Below are 15,099 nucleotides of genomic sequence, written 5' to 3' on the forward strand. Positions count from 1 at the left end.
CGCTCAGCCCTCCAGCGCTTCGATGCCGGGAAGGGCCTTGCCCTCGAGGTACTCCAGGGAGGCGCCGCCGCCGGTCGAGATGTGCGAGAAGCCGTCCTCGGGCAGGCCGAGCAGCCGCACCGCGGCCGCGGAATCGCCGCCGCCGACGACGCTGAACGCGCCCTTGCCGGTGGCCCCGATGATCGCCTCGGCGACACCCTTGGTGCCTGCCGAGAACTTCTCGAACTCGAACACGCCCATCGGCCCGTTCCAGAACACCGTCTTGGCGCCGGACAGGATCGCCGCGAAGCGCTCCACCGACTCCGGTCCGATGTCCAGGCCCATCCAGCCGTCCGGGATCTCGAGCACCGACACCGTCTTCGACTCCGCGTCGGCGGAGAACGAGTCGGCGATCACCACGTCCTGCGGGATGTGGATGACGTCGGCGTACCGCTCGAGCAGCGACTTGCAGGTGTCGATCATCGACTCCTCGCACAGCGAGTTACCGACGGACACCCCCTGCGCGGCGAGGAAGGTGTAGAACATGCCGCCGCCGATGACCAGGGTGTCGGCCTTGGTGGCCAACGCCTCGATCACGGCCAGCTTGTCGGAGACCTTCGAGCCGCCGAGCACCACCGCGTAAGGCCGCTCGGAGTCCTCGGTCAGCTTCTGCAGCACCTCGACCTCGGTCGCGACCAGGGCGCCCGCGTAGTGCGGCAGCAGCTTCGCCACGTCGTAAACCGACGCCTGCTTGCGGTGCACCACACCGAATCCGTCGGAGACGAACGCGCCGTCGCCGTCGACCAGCTCCACGAGCGCCTTGGCGAGGGATTCCCGCTCGGCGTCGTCCTTGCTGGTCTCACGGGGATCGAAGCGGATGTTCTCCAGCAGGAGCACGTCGCCGTCGGTGAGTCCCTCGGAACGGGCCAGCGCATCCTGTCCGACGACATCGCCTGCCAGCTGCACGTTGCGTCCGAGCTCCTCGCCGAGCCGGGCCGCGACCGGTGCCAGCGACAGCGCCGCGTCGGGCTCGCCCTTGGGGCGGCCCAGGTGCGCCATCACGATGACCTTGGCGCCTGCCTCGGCCAGCGTGCGGATCGTCGGTGCGGACGCGATGATGCGGCCCGGGTCGGTGATCGTGCCGTTGTCCAGCGGGACGTTGAGGTCCGAGCGCACCAGCACGGTGCGGCCCGCGACCCCGGCGTCCAGCAGATCCTTCAGTGTCTGAACAGCCACGTGGATCTACAGGGACTTCGCGACGAGACCGATGAGGTCCGCCAGACGGTTGGAGTAGCCCCACTCGTTGTCGTACCAGGAGACGATCTTGACCTGGTCGTCGATCACCTTGGTCAGGCCCGAGTCGAAGATCGACGAGTGCGGGTCGGTGACGATGTCCGAGGACACGATCGGCGCGTCGGTGTACTTGAGGATGCCCTTGAGGGGGCCCTCGGCGGCGGCCTTCATCGCGGCGTTGATCTCGTCGGCGGTGGCCGACTTGCGCAGGTTCGCGGTGAGGTCGGTGACCGAGCCGGTGGGGATCGGCACCCGCAGCGCGTAGCCGTCGAGCTTGCCGAGCAGCTGCGGGAGGACCAGGCCGATGGCCTTGGCCGCACCGGTGCCGGTGGGAACGATGTTCAGGGCGGCCGCGCGGGCGCGACGCAGGTCGCTGTGCGGGGCGTCCTGCAGGTTCTGGTCCTGGGTGTACGCGTGGATCGTCGTCATCAGGCCCTTGACGATGCCGAACTCGTCATCGAGGACCTTGGCGATCGGGCCGAGGCAGTTGGTGGTGCACGAGGCGTTGGAGATGATGTTCTGGCTGCCGTCGTACTTGTCGTCGTTGACGCCCATCACGATGGTGATGTCCTCGCCCTTGGCGGGCGCGGAGATGATGACCTTCTTGGCGCCGGCCTCGAGGTGACCCTTGGCCTTGGCCGCATCGGTGAAGATGCCGGTGGACTCGACGACCACGTCGACGCCCAGGTCGCCCCAGGGCAGCTCGTCCAGCGGGCCGCGGTGCGCAAGCGCCTTGATCCGCTGGTCGCCGACGACGATGGTGTCGTCGCCGTCGAGGGAGACGTCGTACGGCAGACGGCCCAGGATCGAGTCGTACTTGAGCAGGTGGGCGAGGGTCGCGTTGTCGGTCAGGTCGTTGACCGCCACGATCTCGATGTCGGTGGTGCCGAGCGCCTTCTGCGCATCGACCGCCCTGAAGAAGTTACGTCCGATACGACCGAAGCCGTTCACGCCTACCCGGACAGTCACAATTCGCTCCTTTGACCATTCTCAGTGTTCATCGATCAGATGTGTGCCCCACACTAGTGCTCCGCGCGGGACGCAAAGACAGGTGGCCCAGTGGGATGGATCACCCACTGCACCCGAGGTGAGGCTCAATACACGGCCGGCTCCGCCGCGCTACGCCTCAGTGCCGATGGTCGGCTCCGCTGCGCTACGCCTCGTCCAGCAGGTCGGCGGTCACCGCGGACTCCGTGTCCGGGATCCCCGTGTCCTTCGCCTTGCGGTCCGCCATCGACAGCAGGCGACGGATCCGGCCCGCGACCGCGTCCTTCGTCATCGGCGGATCGGCCAGCTGGCCGAGCTCCTCCAGCGAGGCTTGCCGGTGCTGCACCCGCAGGCTGCCCGCGGCGGCGAGATGATCGGGCACGTCGTCGCCGAGGATCTCCAGGGCCCGCTCGACCCGCGCCGCCGCGGCGACCGCGGCCCGCGCCGACCGCCGCAGGTTCGCATCGTCGAAGTTCGCCAGCCGGTTCGCCGTTGCCCGGACCTCCCGGCGCATCCGGCGCTCCTCCCAGGTCAGCCTCGTGTCCTGGGCGCCCATCCGGGTGAGCAGCGCGCCGATCGCCTCGCCGTCGCGCACCACGACCCGATCCGTGCCGCGGACCTCCCTGGCCTTGGCCGCCACACCGAGCCTGCGAGCCGCGCCGACCAGTGCGAGCGCCGCCTCCGGGCCAGGGCAGCTGATCTCCAGTGCCGAGGAACGACCGGGCTCGGTCAGCGAGCCGTGCGCGAGGAACGCACCCCGCCACGCCGCCTCCGAGTCGACGACGCTGCCGCCGACGACCTGGGCGGGCAGCCCACGCACCGGACGGCCACGCAGGTCCAGCAGACCCGTCTGGCGTGCGAGGGCCTCGCCCTCCTTGGCCACCCGCACGATGTAGCGGGAGCTCTTGCGCAGCCCGCCCGCGCCGAGCACGTGCACGTCGGAGGAGTAGCCGTACAGGTCGAAGATCTCGCGGCGGAGCCGGCGCGCGGTGTTGCCGAGGTCCACCTCCGCCTCGACCACCACGCGCCCACCGACGATGTGCAGCCCGCCCGCGAACCGAAGCAGGGACGAGACCTCGGCCTTGCGGGCGGAGACCTGGGTCACCGCAAGCCGGCTCAGCTCGTCCTTGACCTCCGCTGTCATTGCCACGAAGTGGTCTCCCTTCCGGGGGTTGTCTGGCGTTCCTTCGGCACCGCGAGGCGGTCGAGGACCGCGGCGAGCTTGCCCGCGTGGTGTGTCGCACCGCCGTTGTCCGCAACGTCGGCGTAGGTCAGTTCGGCCCCCAGGAGCTGGGCGGCCCGGTGAAGATAGTCGCGCTCGCTGCCCTCCGGCACCGACGCCGAGTCGACGATGATGTCGTCGACCGTCAGCTCGGGCGCATGCTGGGACAGTACGTGCAGATGGCGCTCCGCCGAGAACCCCGTCGTCTCGCCCGGCTCGGCCACCAGGTTCAGGATCAGCGTCTTGCGCGCCCTGGTCTCCATCAGGGCCTGCACCAGCTCGGGCACCAGCACGTGCGGGATGACACTGGAGAACCAGGAGCCGGGACCGAGCAGCACCAGGTCGGCCCGCTCGATGGCGGCGACCGACTCGGGGCAGGCAGGTGGATCCGGCGGCAGCAACCGCACACGGCGCACCTTCCCCGGAGTGGTGGCGACGGCCACCTGCCCGCGGATGCACCGACTGACCCGCGGGTCGCTCTCCAGACCCACCACGTCGGCCTCGATGTCGAGCGCGATCGGCGACATCGGCAGCACGCGACCGTGGATGCCGAGCACCCGGCCCATCTCGTCGAGGGCGGCGACGGTGCCGCCCATCACCTCGCTGAGCCCGGCCAGGATGAGGTTGCCGACCGAGTGACCCGCGAGCGCGCCGGTGCCGCCGAAGCGGTGCTGCAGCGTCGCCGTCCAGGTCCGCACCTCGGGTGTGTCCGCCGCCAAAGCTGCCAGCGCCATCCGAAGGTCGCCGGGCGGGATCACGCCGAGTTCGGACCGCAGCCGACCCGAGGAGCCGCCGTCGTCTGCGACCGTCACGACCGCGGTGACGTCGGAGCTCACTCGCCTCGCTGCACCGAGGGTGGCGTAGAGACCGTGACCGCCGCCGAGGGCAACGATCGTGGGGCCGGCGGGAACCTCCGCGAAGGAGTCGGACGTCATTCGCGCCCCAGGTCCCGGTGCACGACCTTGACGGTCACACCCTGCTCCCGCTCCAACATGCCCGCAAGGGCCTCAGTCATTGCCACACTCCGATGCTTCCCGCCGGTGCACCCCACCGCAATTGTCATGTAACGCTTGCCTTCCCGACGGTATCCGTTGGTCGTCAACTCCAACAAATGCCGGTAGGTGTCCAGGTAGTCCCTTGCGCCGTCCTGAGAGAGGACGTAGTCGCTCACCGCCGCATCCCGCCCGGTGTGTTCGCGCAGTTCCGGAATCCAGTGCGGATTCGGCAGGAACCGCACGTCGCACACGAGATCAGCATCCATCGGCAGCCCGTATTTGAAACCGAAGGACTGCACGGTGATCGCGATCGCCCCGGTCGTCTCGCCGCCAAACGCGGACTCGATCTTCTGCCGCAGCTCGTGCACCGACAGCGACGAGGTGTCGATCACCAGGTCCGCGTCGGCCTTGACCGGCGCGAGCTGCACCCGTTCGGCCTCGATCCCCTCGATCAGGGTGCCGTCGACGCCGTCCTGCTGCAGCGGGTGGCTGCGCCGGACCTGCTCGAACCGTCGGACCAGCACCTGATCGGTCGCCTCCAGGAACAGCACCCGGGTCCGCGTCGCCTTCGATTCCACCTCTTTGATGACCGAGACGAGGTCGCCGGTGAACCGGCGACTCCGGACATCGATCACGACGGCGAGCTTGGGGATACGCGATCCGGGTTCGAGGCCGAGGTCGACCATCCGGGAGATCAGTTCGGGCGGCAGATTGTCCGCGACGTACCAACCGAGATCCTCGAGCACGTTCGCCGCGGTACTCATTCCGGCGCCGGACAGGCCGGTGACCAACGCCACCTCCATGTCCGACTCCCCCTGCCCCGTCACGTCACTCACTCGACTCCCGCCCTCCTCAGTCCGTTTCCGTGCTGGTCGGAGCCCCCGAACTCACCCTCACCCGCCGTCGTGGCGGTCACGCTGGGACCATCATCCCCCACCGCGGCGTCCACCACCGGGTCATCCGCGCCCATTGATGTCGCGGCTAGTGCCGGATCGGGTTCGGCCCCGAGCGCGACCAGCACCGCCTTCGCGGTGGTGACCCCGATCCCGGGCACCTCGATGATCTCCTCCACGGTCGCCTGCTTGAGCTTGGCCACCGACCCGAAATGGGTGACCAGCGCGGTGCGCCTGGCCTCGCCGAGCCCGCGGACGGAGTCGAGCGCCGAGGCCGTCATCCGACGCGAACGCTTGCTCCGATGGAAGGTGATCGCGAATCGGTGTGCCTCGTCGCGCACCCGCTGCAGCAGGTACAGCGATTCACTGGTGCGCGGCAGGATCACCGGGTCCTCGTCGCCCGGCACCCAGACCTCCTCGAGCCGCTTCGCGAGGCCGACGACGGCGACATCGGTGATCCCCAACTCATCCAGGACGGCCGCCGCCGCCGCGACCTGTGGCGCGCCACCGTCGACGACGTACAGGTTCGGCGGATAGGCGAACCGCCGCGGCCTACCGGTCTGCGGGTCGAGTGCCGCTTCGGGCGCCTGGTCTCCCCCGTCGCCCGCGTCCGCATGGCCGGCGGCGTCCGTACCTGCCACGTCCGCCGCGTGCCGCAGGAAACGTCGACGCGTGACCTCGGCGATGCTGGCCACGTCGTCCGAACGACCGTCCCCCGCAGCCTCTTTGATCGAGTAGTGCCGGTAGTCGGACTTGCGGGGCAGGCCGTCCTCGAAGACCACCAACGAGGCGACCACGTCGGTGCCCTGGACGTGACTGATGTCCACGCACTCGATCCGCAGCGGCGCCTGGTCGAGGTCGAGCGCTTCCTGAATCCCTTGCAGCGCCGCCGATCTCGAGGTGAGATCGCCCGCCCTGCGGAGCTTGTGCTGCGCGAGCGACTCCTTGGCGTTGCGCTGCACCGTTTCGGCGAGGGCCTTCTTGTCGCCGCGCTGCGGCACCCGCAGGGTCACCGCCGACCCCCGCAGGCCGCTGAGCCAGACCTGGAGTTCCTCGGCGTTCGGCGGCAACTCCGGCACCAGCACCTCGCGCGGCACCACCGTCGTCTTGTCCGCGGTCAGCCCGGGCTGATCGGTCATCGCGGCCTGTTCGCCGTAGAACTGGGTCAGGAACTGTTCGACCAGGTCTTCGGATCCACTCTCCCCGGAGCGCTCGACCACCCAGCCGCGCTGACCGCGCACCCGGCCGCCCCGGACGTGGAACACCTGGACCGCGGCCTCGAGCTCGTCGGCCGCGAAGGCCACCACGTCGGCGTCCGTCCCGTCGCCGAGCACCACCGCCTGCTTCTCCAGCGCCTTGCGCAGCGCCCCGAGATCGTCGCGCAGCCGCGCCGCGCTCTCGAAGTCCAGGTCGTCGGAGGCGCGCAGCATCTTCGCCTCGAGCTCGCGCACCAGTTTGTCGGTGCGCCCGGACAGGAAGTCGCAGAAGTCCTCGACAATGCGCCGGTGCTCGTCGGCGCTGACCCGGCCGATGCACGGGGCCGAGCACTTGTCGATGTAGCCGAGCAGGCAGGGCCTGCCGATCTGGTTGTGCCGCTTGAACACACCGGCCGAGCAGGTGCGGGCCGGGAACACCCGGAGCAGCAGGTCGAGCGTCTCGCGGATCGCCCAGGCGTGCGCGTACGGACCGAAGTACCGCACTCCCTTTCGGCGCGGACCGCGGTACACGAACAGTCGCGGGTACTCCTCGTTCAGGGTCACCGCCAGGACCGGATAGGTCTTGTCGTCCCGGTAGCGGACGTTGAAGCGTGGATCGAACTCCTTGATCCAGTTGTACTCGAGCTGCAGCGCCTCGACCTCGGTGCCGACCACGGTCCACTCCACGCTGCCCGCGGTGGTGACCATCTGCCGGGTGCGCGGATGCAGGGACGCGACGTCCGCGAAATAGGAGCTCAACCGGCTCCGCAGGCTCTTCGCCTTACCGACGTAGATGACCCGGCCGTGAGGATCGCGAAACTTGTAGACGCCTGGCGCCACCGGAATGGTTCCCGGGGCGGGGCGATAGGTGGCTGGATCGGGCACAACACCAGGCTAGTCGTCCCCACCGACCACCCCGGACAGCCGCACCGAGGGCCCCTTCGCCTGCTAGCGTCGGAAGCCGGGGCACGTAGGCCACTCGTTCTGGGGTGATCGGTGTGAGCACAGGCGATGCGATGCGTCTCGCCGCGGCGACCGCGACGGTCCTGACACTGACGCTGGCGGTCGGATGCTCCGCCACCGACGACGGTGCGGCAGGCCCGTGCACCATCGCGGCGAACGGCACGCCCATCGCCGCCGCACCCCTGACCCAGCCGCCCACCAGCGCGAACCTGTCCACTCATCCCGAGATCGCCACCGGATACCGCGCCGGGATGACCCCCGTCACGACGGCCACGTTCGCGGTGTCCACCGCGAACCCCGTCGCCACCGAGGCCGCTTGCCGGGTACTCGACGACGGCGGCACCGCGGCGGACGCGCTGATCGCGGCGCAGGCCGTGCTCGGTCTGGTCGAGCCGCAGTCGTCGGGCATCGGCGGCGGGGCCTTCCTGCTGTACCACGACGCGGCGACCGGGACCGTCGACGCCTACGACGGACGTGAGACCGCGCCGATGGCCGCCACCGAGAACTACCTGCGTTTCATCGACGACGCCAACCGGACCGAGCCGACACCCTCGGCGCGGGCGAGCGGCCGCTCGATCGGCGTTCCCGGGGTGCTGCGCATGCTGGAGATGAGCCATCGCGAACACGGAAAGCAGCCATGGGACACCCTGTTCGAGCCCGCGATCGCGCTCGCGGACAACGGGGTCGAGATCAGTCCCCGGATGGCGAGCTCGATCGCGGGCTCGGCCAGGGACCTGGCCGTCGACGAGGATGCGCGGACGTACTTCCTCAATCCGGACGGGTCACCGAAACCGGAGGGCACCGTGTTGACGAACCCGGCGATGGCGAAGACGCTGGGGGTGATCGCCGCGGAGGGTGCCGACGCGTTCTACACGGGGCCCATCACCGAGGCGATCGTGGCGGCGACCGACGACCCGAGCGGAGGTCGCACACCCGGCGCGATGACCACCGCGGACCTCGCGGGATACCAGGCCAAGAAGCGCACCGCGCTGTGTACGGACTACCGAGGGCGCGAGGTCTGCGGGATGCCGAGCCCGTCGTCCGGCGGCACCGCGGTGGCCGCCACGCTGGGGATCCTGAGCAACTTCGACCTGTCGGCGTACCCGCCGACGGCGCTCGATGCGGACGGCGGCGAACCCGACGCCACGGGCGTACACCTGATCGCCGAGGCGGAACGACTGGCCTACGCGGACCGGGACAAGTACGTCGCCGACTCGGACTTCGTGCCGCTGCCTGGCAACTCCCCCGACACCCTGATCGATCCGGACTACCTGCGGGGCCGCTCGGCGCTGATCGACCCGCGCCGGAGCATGGGCACCGCCCAGCCCGGCGACTTCGGCCCGGTCGCCATGGGTACGCAGCCGGGCAACGACCACGGCACCAGTCAGATCACCGTGGCCGACCGGTACGGCAACGTCGCGGCGATGACCACCACCATCGAGTCGGCGTTCGGCTCCTTCCACATGGTCGACGGCTTCCTGCTCAACAATCAGCTGACCGACTTCTCCGCGCAGCCGACCGCGCCGGACGGTTCGCCGCTCGCCAACCGGGTGGAGCCGGGAAAGCGGCCGCGCAGTTCGATGGCCCCGACCCTGGTGTTCGAGCGGGGCAACGGGCACCGCGGCGAGGTGCTGCTGGCCGTGGGGTCCCCCGGCGGCTCCGTGATCATCCAGTTCGTGGTCAAGACGCTGGTCGGCATGCTCGACTGGGAACTCGACCCGCAACAGGCCGTGTCCATGGTCGATTTCGGCGCGGCGAACACACCGAAAACGAACGTCGGCGGCGAGCACCCCAACATCGAGGCCGCCGACAATGGCGCCACGGACCCACTGGTGCGGGCGTTGACCGAGATGGGCCACCAGGTTTCGACGGAACCGCAATCGAGTGGGCTGAGCGTGCTGGGGCGTCACGACGAGGGCTGGATCGGCGGCGCGGACCCGCGCCGGGAGGGCGCGGTGACCGGCGACGTCGTCGGGTAGCCGAAGTGCCAGGGGCGCAGCGACTTACGCGGAGGTGGAGACCAATTTCCGCCGACTCGGTGCGTGCGGCTGGTTGCCACGCCCTGCGGGGGCGCGGCGACCGTCGGCCCGACGGAGGTCGGCCAGCCGCTGGGACGGCTGACAACCGGACGGCTGGGACGCGGCGGTCACGGCGGCGCGGGCGCGGTCGAGCCGACGGAGCTCGACGAAGTAGACCGCGCTGATCGCGACGTAGATGGCGGCCATGATCATCGGGCCGCATGCGAGGACAAGGAGGATTTCCACTGGACCTCCAATGCAATTGAGTCGGGCACCCGATCCGAGCGGTCTCGAATTCGACGTACTTGACTCGATCCACATTAGTGGGCTGGTACGCACCAAAAGGTCACAGCCGCGTGAACTCGGGCCGATCCGGACGTGGGATGGGACACACCTTTTCGGATACGAGAACGGCCCGACGCGCTCTTGGCACGTCGGGCCGTGGTGGTCGAGCGGGGCGCCTGGCAGATCTATTCGGCGTCCGCCTGCGCGTATTTCGATTCGAGTTCGCGGAACTTCCTGACCGCGTTCACGGCGTACTCACGGTCGTTCGCCTGGATCGCCATGGCCGGGATGTACTCGTCGTCGGGCAGCTCGATCCGCGCCCACGCCGCCCCGCCCGGGAAGGTCAGGCCGCGCACCAGATCCCACTCTACGAACCGCTCGGTGAACGCGTTGCGCACCGAGACTCCACTGGCGTTGGCGCGTAGCCGCGGGCGGGTCAGCAGCAGCGCGCCGCCGGCGAGGATCCCGCCGATGCCGACCATCGCGAGCTGATCGATCAGCCGGAAGTACACGCCTGTCGCCGAGCTGCGCAGCAGCACCGCGAGCACGACGAACACCAGCACGAACACAGCCGCGACCGCCATCGCGTAGCGGGCGGACCGCTTGGACCGTACGTCCATCTCCCACGCGCTCATCGGAACGACTGCTCTGTCCAGGGCTGACGCAGGTGACGGAGCGTCACCGCGGTGTCGAGCGCGGCGGCACAGGCCTGACCGCCCTTGTCCTCGACGGAGCCGGGGAGTCCGGAGCGGTCCCTGGCCTGCTGTTCGGTGTCGGTGGTGAGCACCCCGTTGCCGACCGGGGTGCTCTCGTCGAGGGAGACCCGGGTGAGGCCGGCGGTGACGGCGTCGCAGACGTACTCGAAATGCGGGGTGCCGCCACGGATCACGACACCGAGCGCGACCACCGCGTCGTGGGTGCGGGCCAGCGCCTGCGCCACCACCGGCAGCTCGATGGCGCCGGCGACGCGGACGAGCGTGACGTCCTCGAGCTGGGCCTGCTCGGCCACCCGCTGCGCGCCCGCGACGAGGGCCTCGGAGATCTCGGCGTGCCACTGCCCGGCCACGATCGCGAGCTTGAGGTCCTTCGCCTCGTCGAGCTGGAGCTGTGGCAGCCCCTCGCCGCTCATACCGCGCCCCCGCTCTCGAAGTCGTCGAGACCGATCAGGTCGTGACCCATCCGGTCCCGCTTGGTGCGCAGGTAGGTGAGGTTCTCGGCGTTGGCGCGCAACGGCATCGGCACCCGCTCGGTGATCTGCAGGCCGTAGCCGTCCAGCCCGACCCGCTTGGCCGGGTTGTTCGTCAGCAGCCGCATGGACGAGATGCCGAGATCGACGAGGATCTGCGCGCCGATGCCGTAGTCGCGGGCATCCGCGGGCAGCCCGAGTTCCAGGTTCGCGTCGACGGTGTCGGATCCCGCGTCCTGCAGCTGGTACGCCTGCAGCTTGTGCATCAGGCCGATGCCCCGGCCCTCGTGACCGCGCATATACAGGACGACGCCTCGACCCTCCTGGGCAACCATGTCGAGCGCCGCGTCGAGCTGCGGGCCGCAGTCGCACCGAAGCGAACCGAACACGTCTCCGGTCAGGCACTCCGAGTGCACGCGGACCAGCACGTCGCTGCCGTCGCCGTCCGGACCGGCCAGGTCGCCGCGCACGAGGGCCACGTGCTCGACCTCGTCGTAGATGCTCTGGTAGCCGACGGCCTTGAACTCGCCGTGGTTGGTCGGGATCCGCGCCTCGGCGATCCGCACCACGTGCTTCTCGTGCTTGCGACGCCAGGCGATGAGATCCGCGATCGAGATCATGGCCAGGTTGTGATCGTCGGCGAAGACCCGGAGCTCGTCGGTCTGGGCCATGTGGCCCTCGTCCTTCTGGCTGACGATCTCGCAGATGACGCCCGCGGGACGCAGGTCAGCCATCCGGGCCAGGTCGACGGCCGCCTCGGTGTGGCCTGGCCTGCGCAGCACGCCGCCCTCCTTGGCGCGCAGCGGCACCACGTGGCCGGGGCGGGTGAAATCGCTCGCGCCCGAGTTCGGGTCGGCGAGCAGGCGCATCGTGGCGGCGCGGTCGGAGGCCGAGATGCCGGTGCCGATGCCTTCCTTGGCGTCGACCGTCACCGTGTACGCGGTGCCGTGCTTGTCCTGGTTGCTGGAGAACATCGGCGGCAGGCCGAGTCGGTCGCAGTCGTCACCGTCGAGCGGGACGCAGAGGTAACCGGAGGTGTAGCGGACCATGAAGGCCACCAGCTCCGGGGTCGCCTTCTCGGCGGCGAAGATGAGGTCGCCCTCGTTCTCGCGGTCCTCGTCATCGACGACGACGACGGCCTTGCCTGCGGCGATATCGGCGACTGCGCGCTCGATACTGTCGAACCTGGTCACGTGGTGCGCTCCATCAAAGTCATGAATAGCTCTCCGTGCACCCGTAAGTGCACCTCAACAGTACGACCCCGACTCCTCGGGCCCGAAATTCGGCTACCGGCCGGCGGTCTGCAGACGCTCGACGTACTTCGCGATCACGTCCACCTCCAGGTTCACCGGGGTACCGGGGGCGGCACCGCCGAGGGTGGTCATCTCGAGGGTGGTGGGGATCAGCGAGATCTCGAAGAACTCGCCGCCGTCCGCGTCGCGACCGAGGGCAGACACGGTCAGCGAGACGCCGTCGACCGTGATCGAGCCCTTCTCCACCACGTAGCGGGCGATCGTGTCGGGCAGCGAGATCCGGACGACCTCCCAGTTCTCCGACGGCGACCGGCTGATGACGGATCCGGTGGCGTCGACGTGTCCCTGCACCAGGTGGCCACCGAGGCGGCTGTTCAGCGCCGCGGCCCGCTCCAGGTTCACCCGACTGCCGACGTCCAGCGCGCCGAGGCTGGAGCGGTTCAGCGTCTCCGCCATCACATCGGCGGTGAAGGAGTCGCCGCCGAGCACCTCCACCACGGTCAGGCAGACGCCGTTGACCGCGATCGAGTCGCCGTGCCCGGCATCGGAGGTCACCAGCGCGCCACGCACGGTGAAGCGGGCGGCATCGGCCAGGTCCTCCTTGGCGACGATCTCACCCAGTTCTTCGACGATCCCGGTGAACACTTCAGTCCGCTCCTCAGTTGTTGGTGCTGTTCTGTTCATTCTCGTCCTCGGCTCGCACGCCGCGGTCGCCGGGCGTCAGGCTCAGCAGCAGATCCGGCCCGAGCGTCTCGACGGACTCCCGGTGGAACCGGAGCGCCTGCGCGATGTTCGTGACCCCAGCATCCTCTACGGCGGCCGCCCCCGCGCCGAGCAGTACCGGTGAGAGGAACGCCAGGATCCGGTCCACCAATCCCGCCTCGAGGAACGCGCCGGCCAGACGGGGTCCGCCCTCGAGCAGGACATCGGGCAGATCGGCCAGCGCCTCGACCACCTCGCGGGGGTCACGGGTCCGCAGCACCAGGGTCGGCGCCGCGTCGTCGAGCACCCGGGCCGAGGCCGGGATCTCGCGCTCCCCCACCACCACTCGCACCGGCTGGTGATCGGCGAGGCTGCCGTCCGGATTGCGGGCGGTCAGCCACGGGTCGTCGGCGAGGACGGTGCCGGTGCCGACCACGATGGCGTCAAGCTTGGCGCGCTCCCGGTGTACCCGCGCCCTCGCCTCGGGGCCGGTGATCCACTGGCTGGTGCCGTCGGCCGCCGCGCTGCGTCCGTCGAGGCTCGCGGCGAACTTCCAGGTGACATGGGATCGTCCGGTGCGCTGGCGGTGCAGCCAGGCGCGCAGCGGCCCGAGTTCGACGTCGTGGGCACCGAAACCGGGCAGCACGTCGATCCCCGCCGAACGCAGGGTCTGCGCGCCGCCCGCGGCCTGCGGATGGGGATCGTCCACCGCGAAGAGCACCCGGGACACCCCGGCCTCGATCAGGGCGAGCGCGCAGGGGCCGGTCCGGCCCTGGTGGTTGCAGGGCTCGAGGGTGACCACCGCGGTGCCGCCCCTGGCCCGGCTGCCCGCGGCGCGCAGCGCCATCACCTCGGCGTGCGGTCCGCCGACCGGGCTGGTCGCCCCGACGCCGACGACCGCGCCGCTCTCGTCGAGGATCACGGCGCCGACCGGCGGATTGGGGCTGGTGGTCCCGCGCACCCGCTCGGCGGCATCGACGGCGAGCCGCAATGCCGCCGACTCGGACTCGGTCGGCTCCGACCCGGGGGCGCGACGGGGACCGGGCACGTTAGTGGGCCAGGGTCAGGTGCGGCGAGGCCGACGCGGCCTGCGCGCGCAGCGCGCGAACGGCCTCCGCCGGGTCCGAGGCCCCGTAGACGGCCGAGCCGGCGACGAAGCAGTCGACGCCCGCCTCCGCGGCCGCCTCGACGGTGTCGGTGTTGATCCCGCCGTCGATCTCGACCAGCAGGGTCAGCTCACCCGAATCGACCAGCTTGCGCACCGCGCGCGCCTTGCTCAGCACCTCGGCCATGAAGGACTGCCCGCCGAAGCCGGGCTCGACGCTCATCACGAGCAGGGTGTCGAACTCCTTGAGGATCTCCAGGTAGGGCTCGATCGGGGTGCCGGGCTTGACGCTGAGGCCCGCCTTCGCGCCCGCCGCCCTGATGTCGCGCGCGACCGCGATCGGATCGTCGGTGGCCTCGGCGTGGAAGGTGACGTTGTGTGCGCCCGCCTCCGCGTACGGCGGCGCCCAGCGGCCGGGGTTGTCGATCATCAGGTGGCAGTCGAGCGGGATGTCGGTCGCCTTGAGCAGGCTCTGCACGACGGGGAGCCCGAGCGTCAGGTTCGGCACGAAGTGCGCATCCATGACATCGACGTGCAGCCAGTCGGAACCGGCCACGGCGGCGGCCTCCTCGGCGAGCCGGGCGAAGTCTGCGGAAAGAATGGACGGAGCGATCATCGGGTGAGCCACAAGTCGCCAGCTTAGTTGGTGCGCGAAGCCTCTTCGACGTGGCGCTTGCGCAACCTCGCGGGCGCCCTGATCCGCCAGGCCTCGGCCACGAGTTCGATCAGCTGTTGCCGATCCACCCGTTCTAGGTCGACCAGGATCGCGCCGTAGCCGTCGTAATGCGGCGTCGTGAAGAACGCGGGGTCGCCGGAGGCCAGCAGCGCCTCCTTCTCCTCCAGTGCGCACAGCAGCATCAGCCCGCCCTCAGCCTCGCTGCGCAGCCGCGCGAACCCCTTGCCGCCGACCTTGAGCGCGGGGGTGTTGTACGAGGTGGACACCTCGACCTCCGGCAGGCGCTCCGCGATGTCGACGACGTCTTCCCAGGTGTGCATGAGTTCAGATTGCACCCGCCAGCATC

15 protein-coding genes are annotated in these 15,099 nt (G+C 69.9%); 1 reads left to right on the plus strand and 14 read right to left on the minus strand.

Annotation, left to right across the window (positions count from 1 at the left end; all coding sequences use genetic code 11):
* Positions 1-3: 3 nt before the first annotated feature.
* The 6 genes from C8K38_RS01305 to uvrC form a co-directional block, all read right to left on the minus strand.
* On the minus strand, positions 4-1,215 hold the full coding sequence (locus C8K38_RS01305) for a phosphoglycerate kinase (protein WP_097209871.1): 1,212 nt from the start codon (positions 1,213-1,215) through the stop codon (positions 4-6).
* 6 nt (positions 1,216-1,221) lie between these two features.
* Positions 1,222-2,241: a type I glyceraldehyde-3-phosphate dehydrogenase gene (gene gap / locus C8K38_RS01310; protein WP_077041527.1), complete on the minus strand. Its 1,020-nt coding sequence runs from the start codon at positions 2,239-2,241 to the stop codon at positions 1,222-1,224.
* A gap of 184 nt (positions 2,242-2,425) precedes the next feature.
* Positions 2,426-3,409, minus strand: a complete 984-nt coding sequence (gene whiA / locus C8K38_RS01315; protein ID WP_077041526.1) for a DNA-binding protein WhiA — start codon at positions 3,407-3,409, stop codon at positions 2,426-2,428.
* Positions 3,400-4,416: a gluconeogenesis factor YvcK family protein gene (locus C8K38_RS01320; RefSeq protein WP_097209872.1), complete on the minus strand. Its 1,017-nt coding sequence runs from the start codon at positions 4,414-4,416 to the stop codon at positions 3,400-3,402. The genes whiA and C8K38_RS01320 overlap by 10 nt, the downstream gene beginning before the upstream one ends.
* Positions 4,413-5,279: an RNase adapter RapZ gene (gene rapZ, locus C8K38_RS01325; RefSeq protein WP_077041525.1), complete on the minus strand. Its 867-nt coding sequence runs from the start codon at positions 5,277-5,279 to the stop codon at positions 4,413-4,415. Before rapZ ends, C8K38_RS01320 begins: the two co-directional genes overlap by 4 nt.
* Positions 5,280-5,308: 29 nt before the next feature.
* A complete protein-coding gene (uvrC, locus tag C8K38_RS01330; protein ID WP_097209873.1) occupies positions 5,309-7,450 on the minus strand; it encodes an excinuclease ABC subunit UvrC in 2,142 nt (713 codons plus the stop codon).
* A 131-nt stretch (positions 7,451-7,581) separates the two neighbouring features.
* Between uvrC and ggt the strand changes: the two genes are divergently transcribed.
* Positions 7,582-9,507, plus strand: a complete 1,926-nt coding sequence (ggt, locus tag C8K38_RS01335; protein WP_097209979.1) for a gamma-glutamyltransferase — start codon at positions 7,582-7,584, stop codon at positions 9,505-9,507.
* Between the two features lie 24 nt (positions 9,508-9,531).
* Here ggt and C8K38_RS01340 read toward each other — a convergent pair whose 3' ends face one another.
* From C8K38_RS01340 to C8K38_RS01375, 8 genes are all read right to left on the minus strand, one after another.
* On the minus strand, positions 9,532-9,792 hold the full coding sequence (locus C8K38_RS01340; protein WP_143548365.1) for a hypothetical protein: 261 nt from the start codon (positions 9,790-9,792) through the stop codon (positions 9,532-9,534).
* A gap of 224 nt (positions 9,793-10,016) precedes the next feature.
* A complete protein-coding gene (locus C8K38_RS01345) occupies positions 10,017-10,466 on the minus strand; it encodes a PH domain-containing protein (protein ID WP_097209875.1) in 450 nt (149 codons plus the stop codon).
* Positions 10,463-10,960: a 6,7-dimethyl-8-ribityllumazine synthase gene (ribH, locus tag C8K38_RS01350; protein ID WP_097209876.1), complete on the minus strand. Its 498-nt coding sequence runs from the start codon at positions 10,958-10,960 to the stop codon at positions 10,463-10,465. Before ribH ends, C8K38_RS01345 begins: the two co-directional genes overlap by 4 nt.
* Positions 10,957-12,210, minus strand: a complete 1,254-nt coding sequence (locus C8K38_RS01355) for a bifunctional 3,4-dihydroxy-2-butanone-4-phosphate synthase/GTP cyclohydrolase II (RefSeq protein WP_097209877.1) — start codon at positions 12,208-12,210, stop codon at positions 10,957-10,959. Before C8K38_RS01355 ends, ribH begins: the two co-directional genes overlap by 4 nt.
* Before the next feature lie 93 nt (positions 12,211-12,303).
* The gene (locus C8K38_RS01360) at positions 12,304-12,915 is read right to left on the minus strand and encodes a riboflavin synthase (protein ID WP_097209878.1); all 612 of its coding nucleotides are present in this window, start codon (positions 12,913-12,915) and stop codon (positions 12,304-12,306) included.
* Positions 12,916-12,928: 13 nt separating this feature from the next.
* Positions 12,929-14,020 carry a bifunctional diaminohydroxyphosphoribosylaminopyrimidine deaminase/5-amino-6-(5-phosphoribosylamino)uracil reductase RibD gene (gene ribD, locus C8K38_RS01365; RefSeq protein WP_097209879.1) on the minus strand — a complete coding sequence of 364 codons (1,092 nt, stop codon included), beginning with the start codon at positions 14,018-14,020 and terminating at the stop codon, positions 12,929-12,931.
* Position 14,021: 1 nt separating this feature from the next.
* On the minus strand, positions 14,022-14,705 hold the full coding sequence (gene rpe / locus C8K38_RS01370; protein ID WP_097209880.1) for a ribulose-phosphate 3-epimerase: 684 nt from the start codon (positions 14,703-14,705) through the stop codon (positions 14,022-14,024).
* 11 nt (positions 14,706-14,716) lie between these two features.
* A complete protein-coding gene (locus C8K38_RS01375) occupies positions 14,717-15,073 on the minus strand; it encodes an MmcQ/YjbR family DNA-binding protein (protein WP_097209881.1) in 357 nt (118 codons plus the stop codon).
* Between the last annotated feature and the right edge of the window lie 26 nt (positions 15,074-15,099).

Origin of the sequence: Rhodococcus sp. OK611 (genome assembly GCF_003050885.1) — a bacterium.
Classification (GTDB): domain Bacteria; phylum Actinomycetota; class Actinomycetes; order Mycobacteriales; family Mycobacteriaceae; genus Rhodococcus_G; species Rhodococcus_G oryzae.

Excerpts from the sequence above, each read along its gene's own strand:
- C8K38_RS01320 (WP_097209872.1), bottom strand. The coding sequence starts at position 4,416 with ATGACGTCCGACTCCTTCGCGGAGGTTCCCGCCGGCCCCACGATCGTT.
- rapZ (WP_077041525.1), bottom strand. The coding sequence starts at position 5,279 with ATGGAGGTGGCGTTGGTCACCGGCCTGTCCGGCGCCGGAATGAGTACC.
- ggt (WP_097209979.1), top strand. The coding sequence starts at position 7,582 with ATGCGTCTCGCCGCGGCGACCGCGACGGTCCTGACACTGACGCTGGCG.
- C8K38_RS01345 (WP_097209875.1), bottom strand. The coding sequence starts at position 10,466 with ATGAGCGCGTGGGAGATGGACGTACGGTCCAAGCGGTCCGCCCGCTAC.
- ribH (WP_097209876.1), bottom strand. The coding sequence starts at position 10,960 with ATGAGCGGCGAGGGGCTGCCACAGCTCCAGCTCGACGAGGCGAAGGAC.
- C8K38_RS01375 (WP_097209881.1), bottom strand. The coding sequence starts at position 15,073 with ATGCACACCTGGGAAGACGTCGTCGACATCGCGGAGCGCCTGCCGGAG.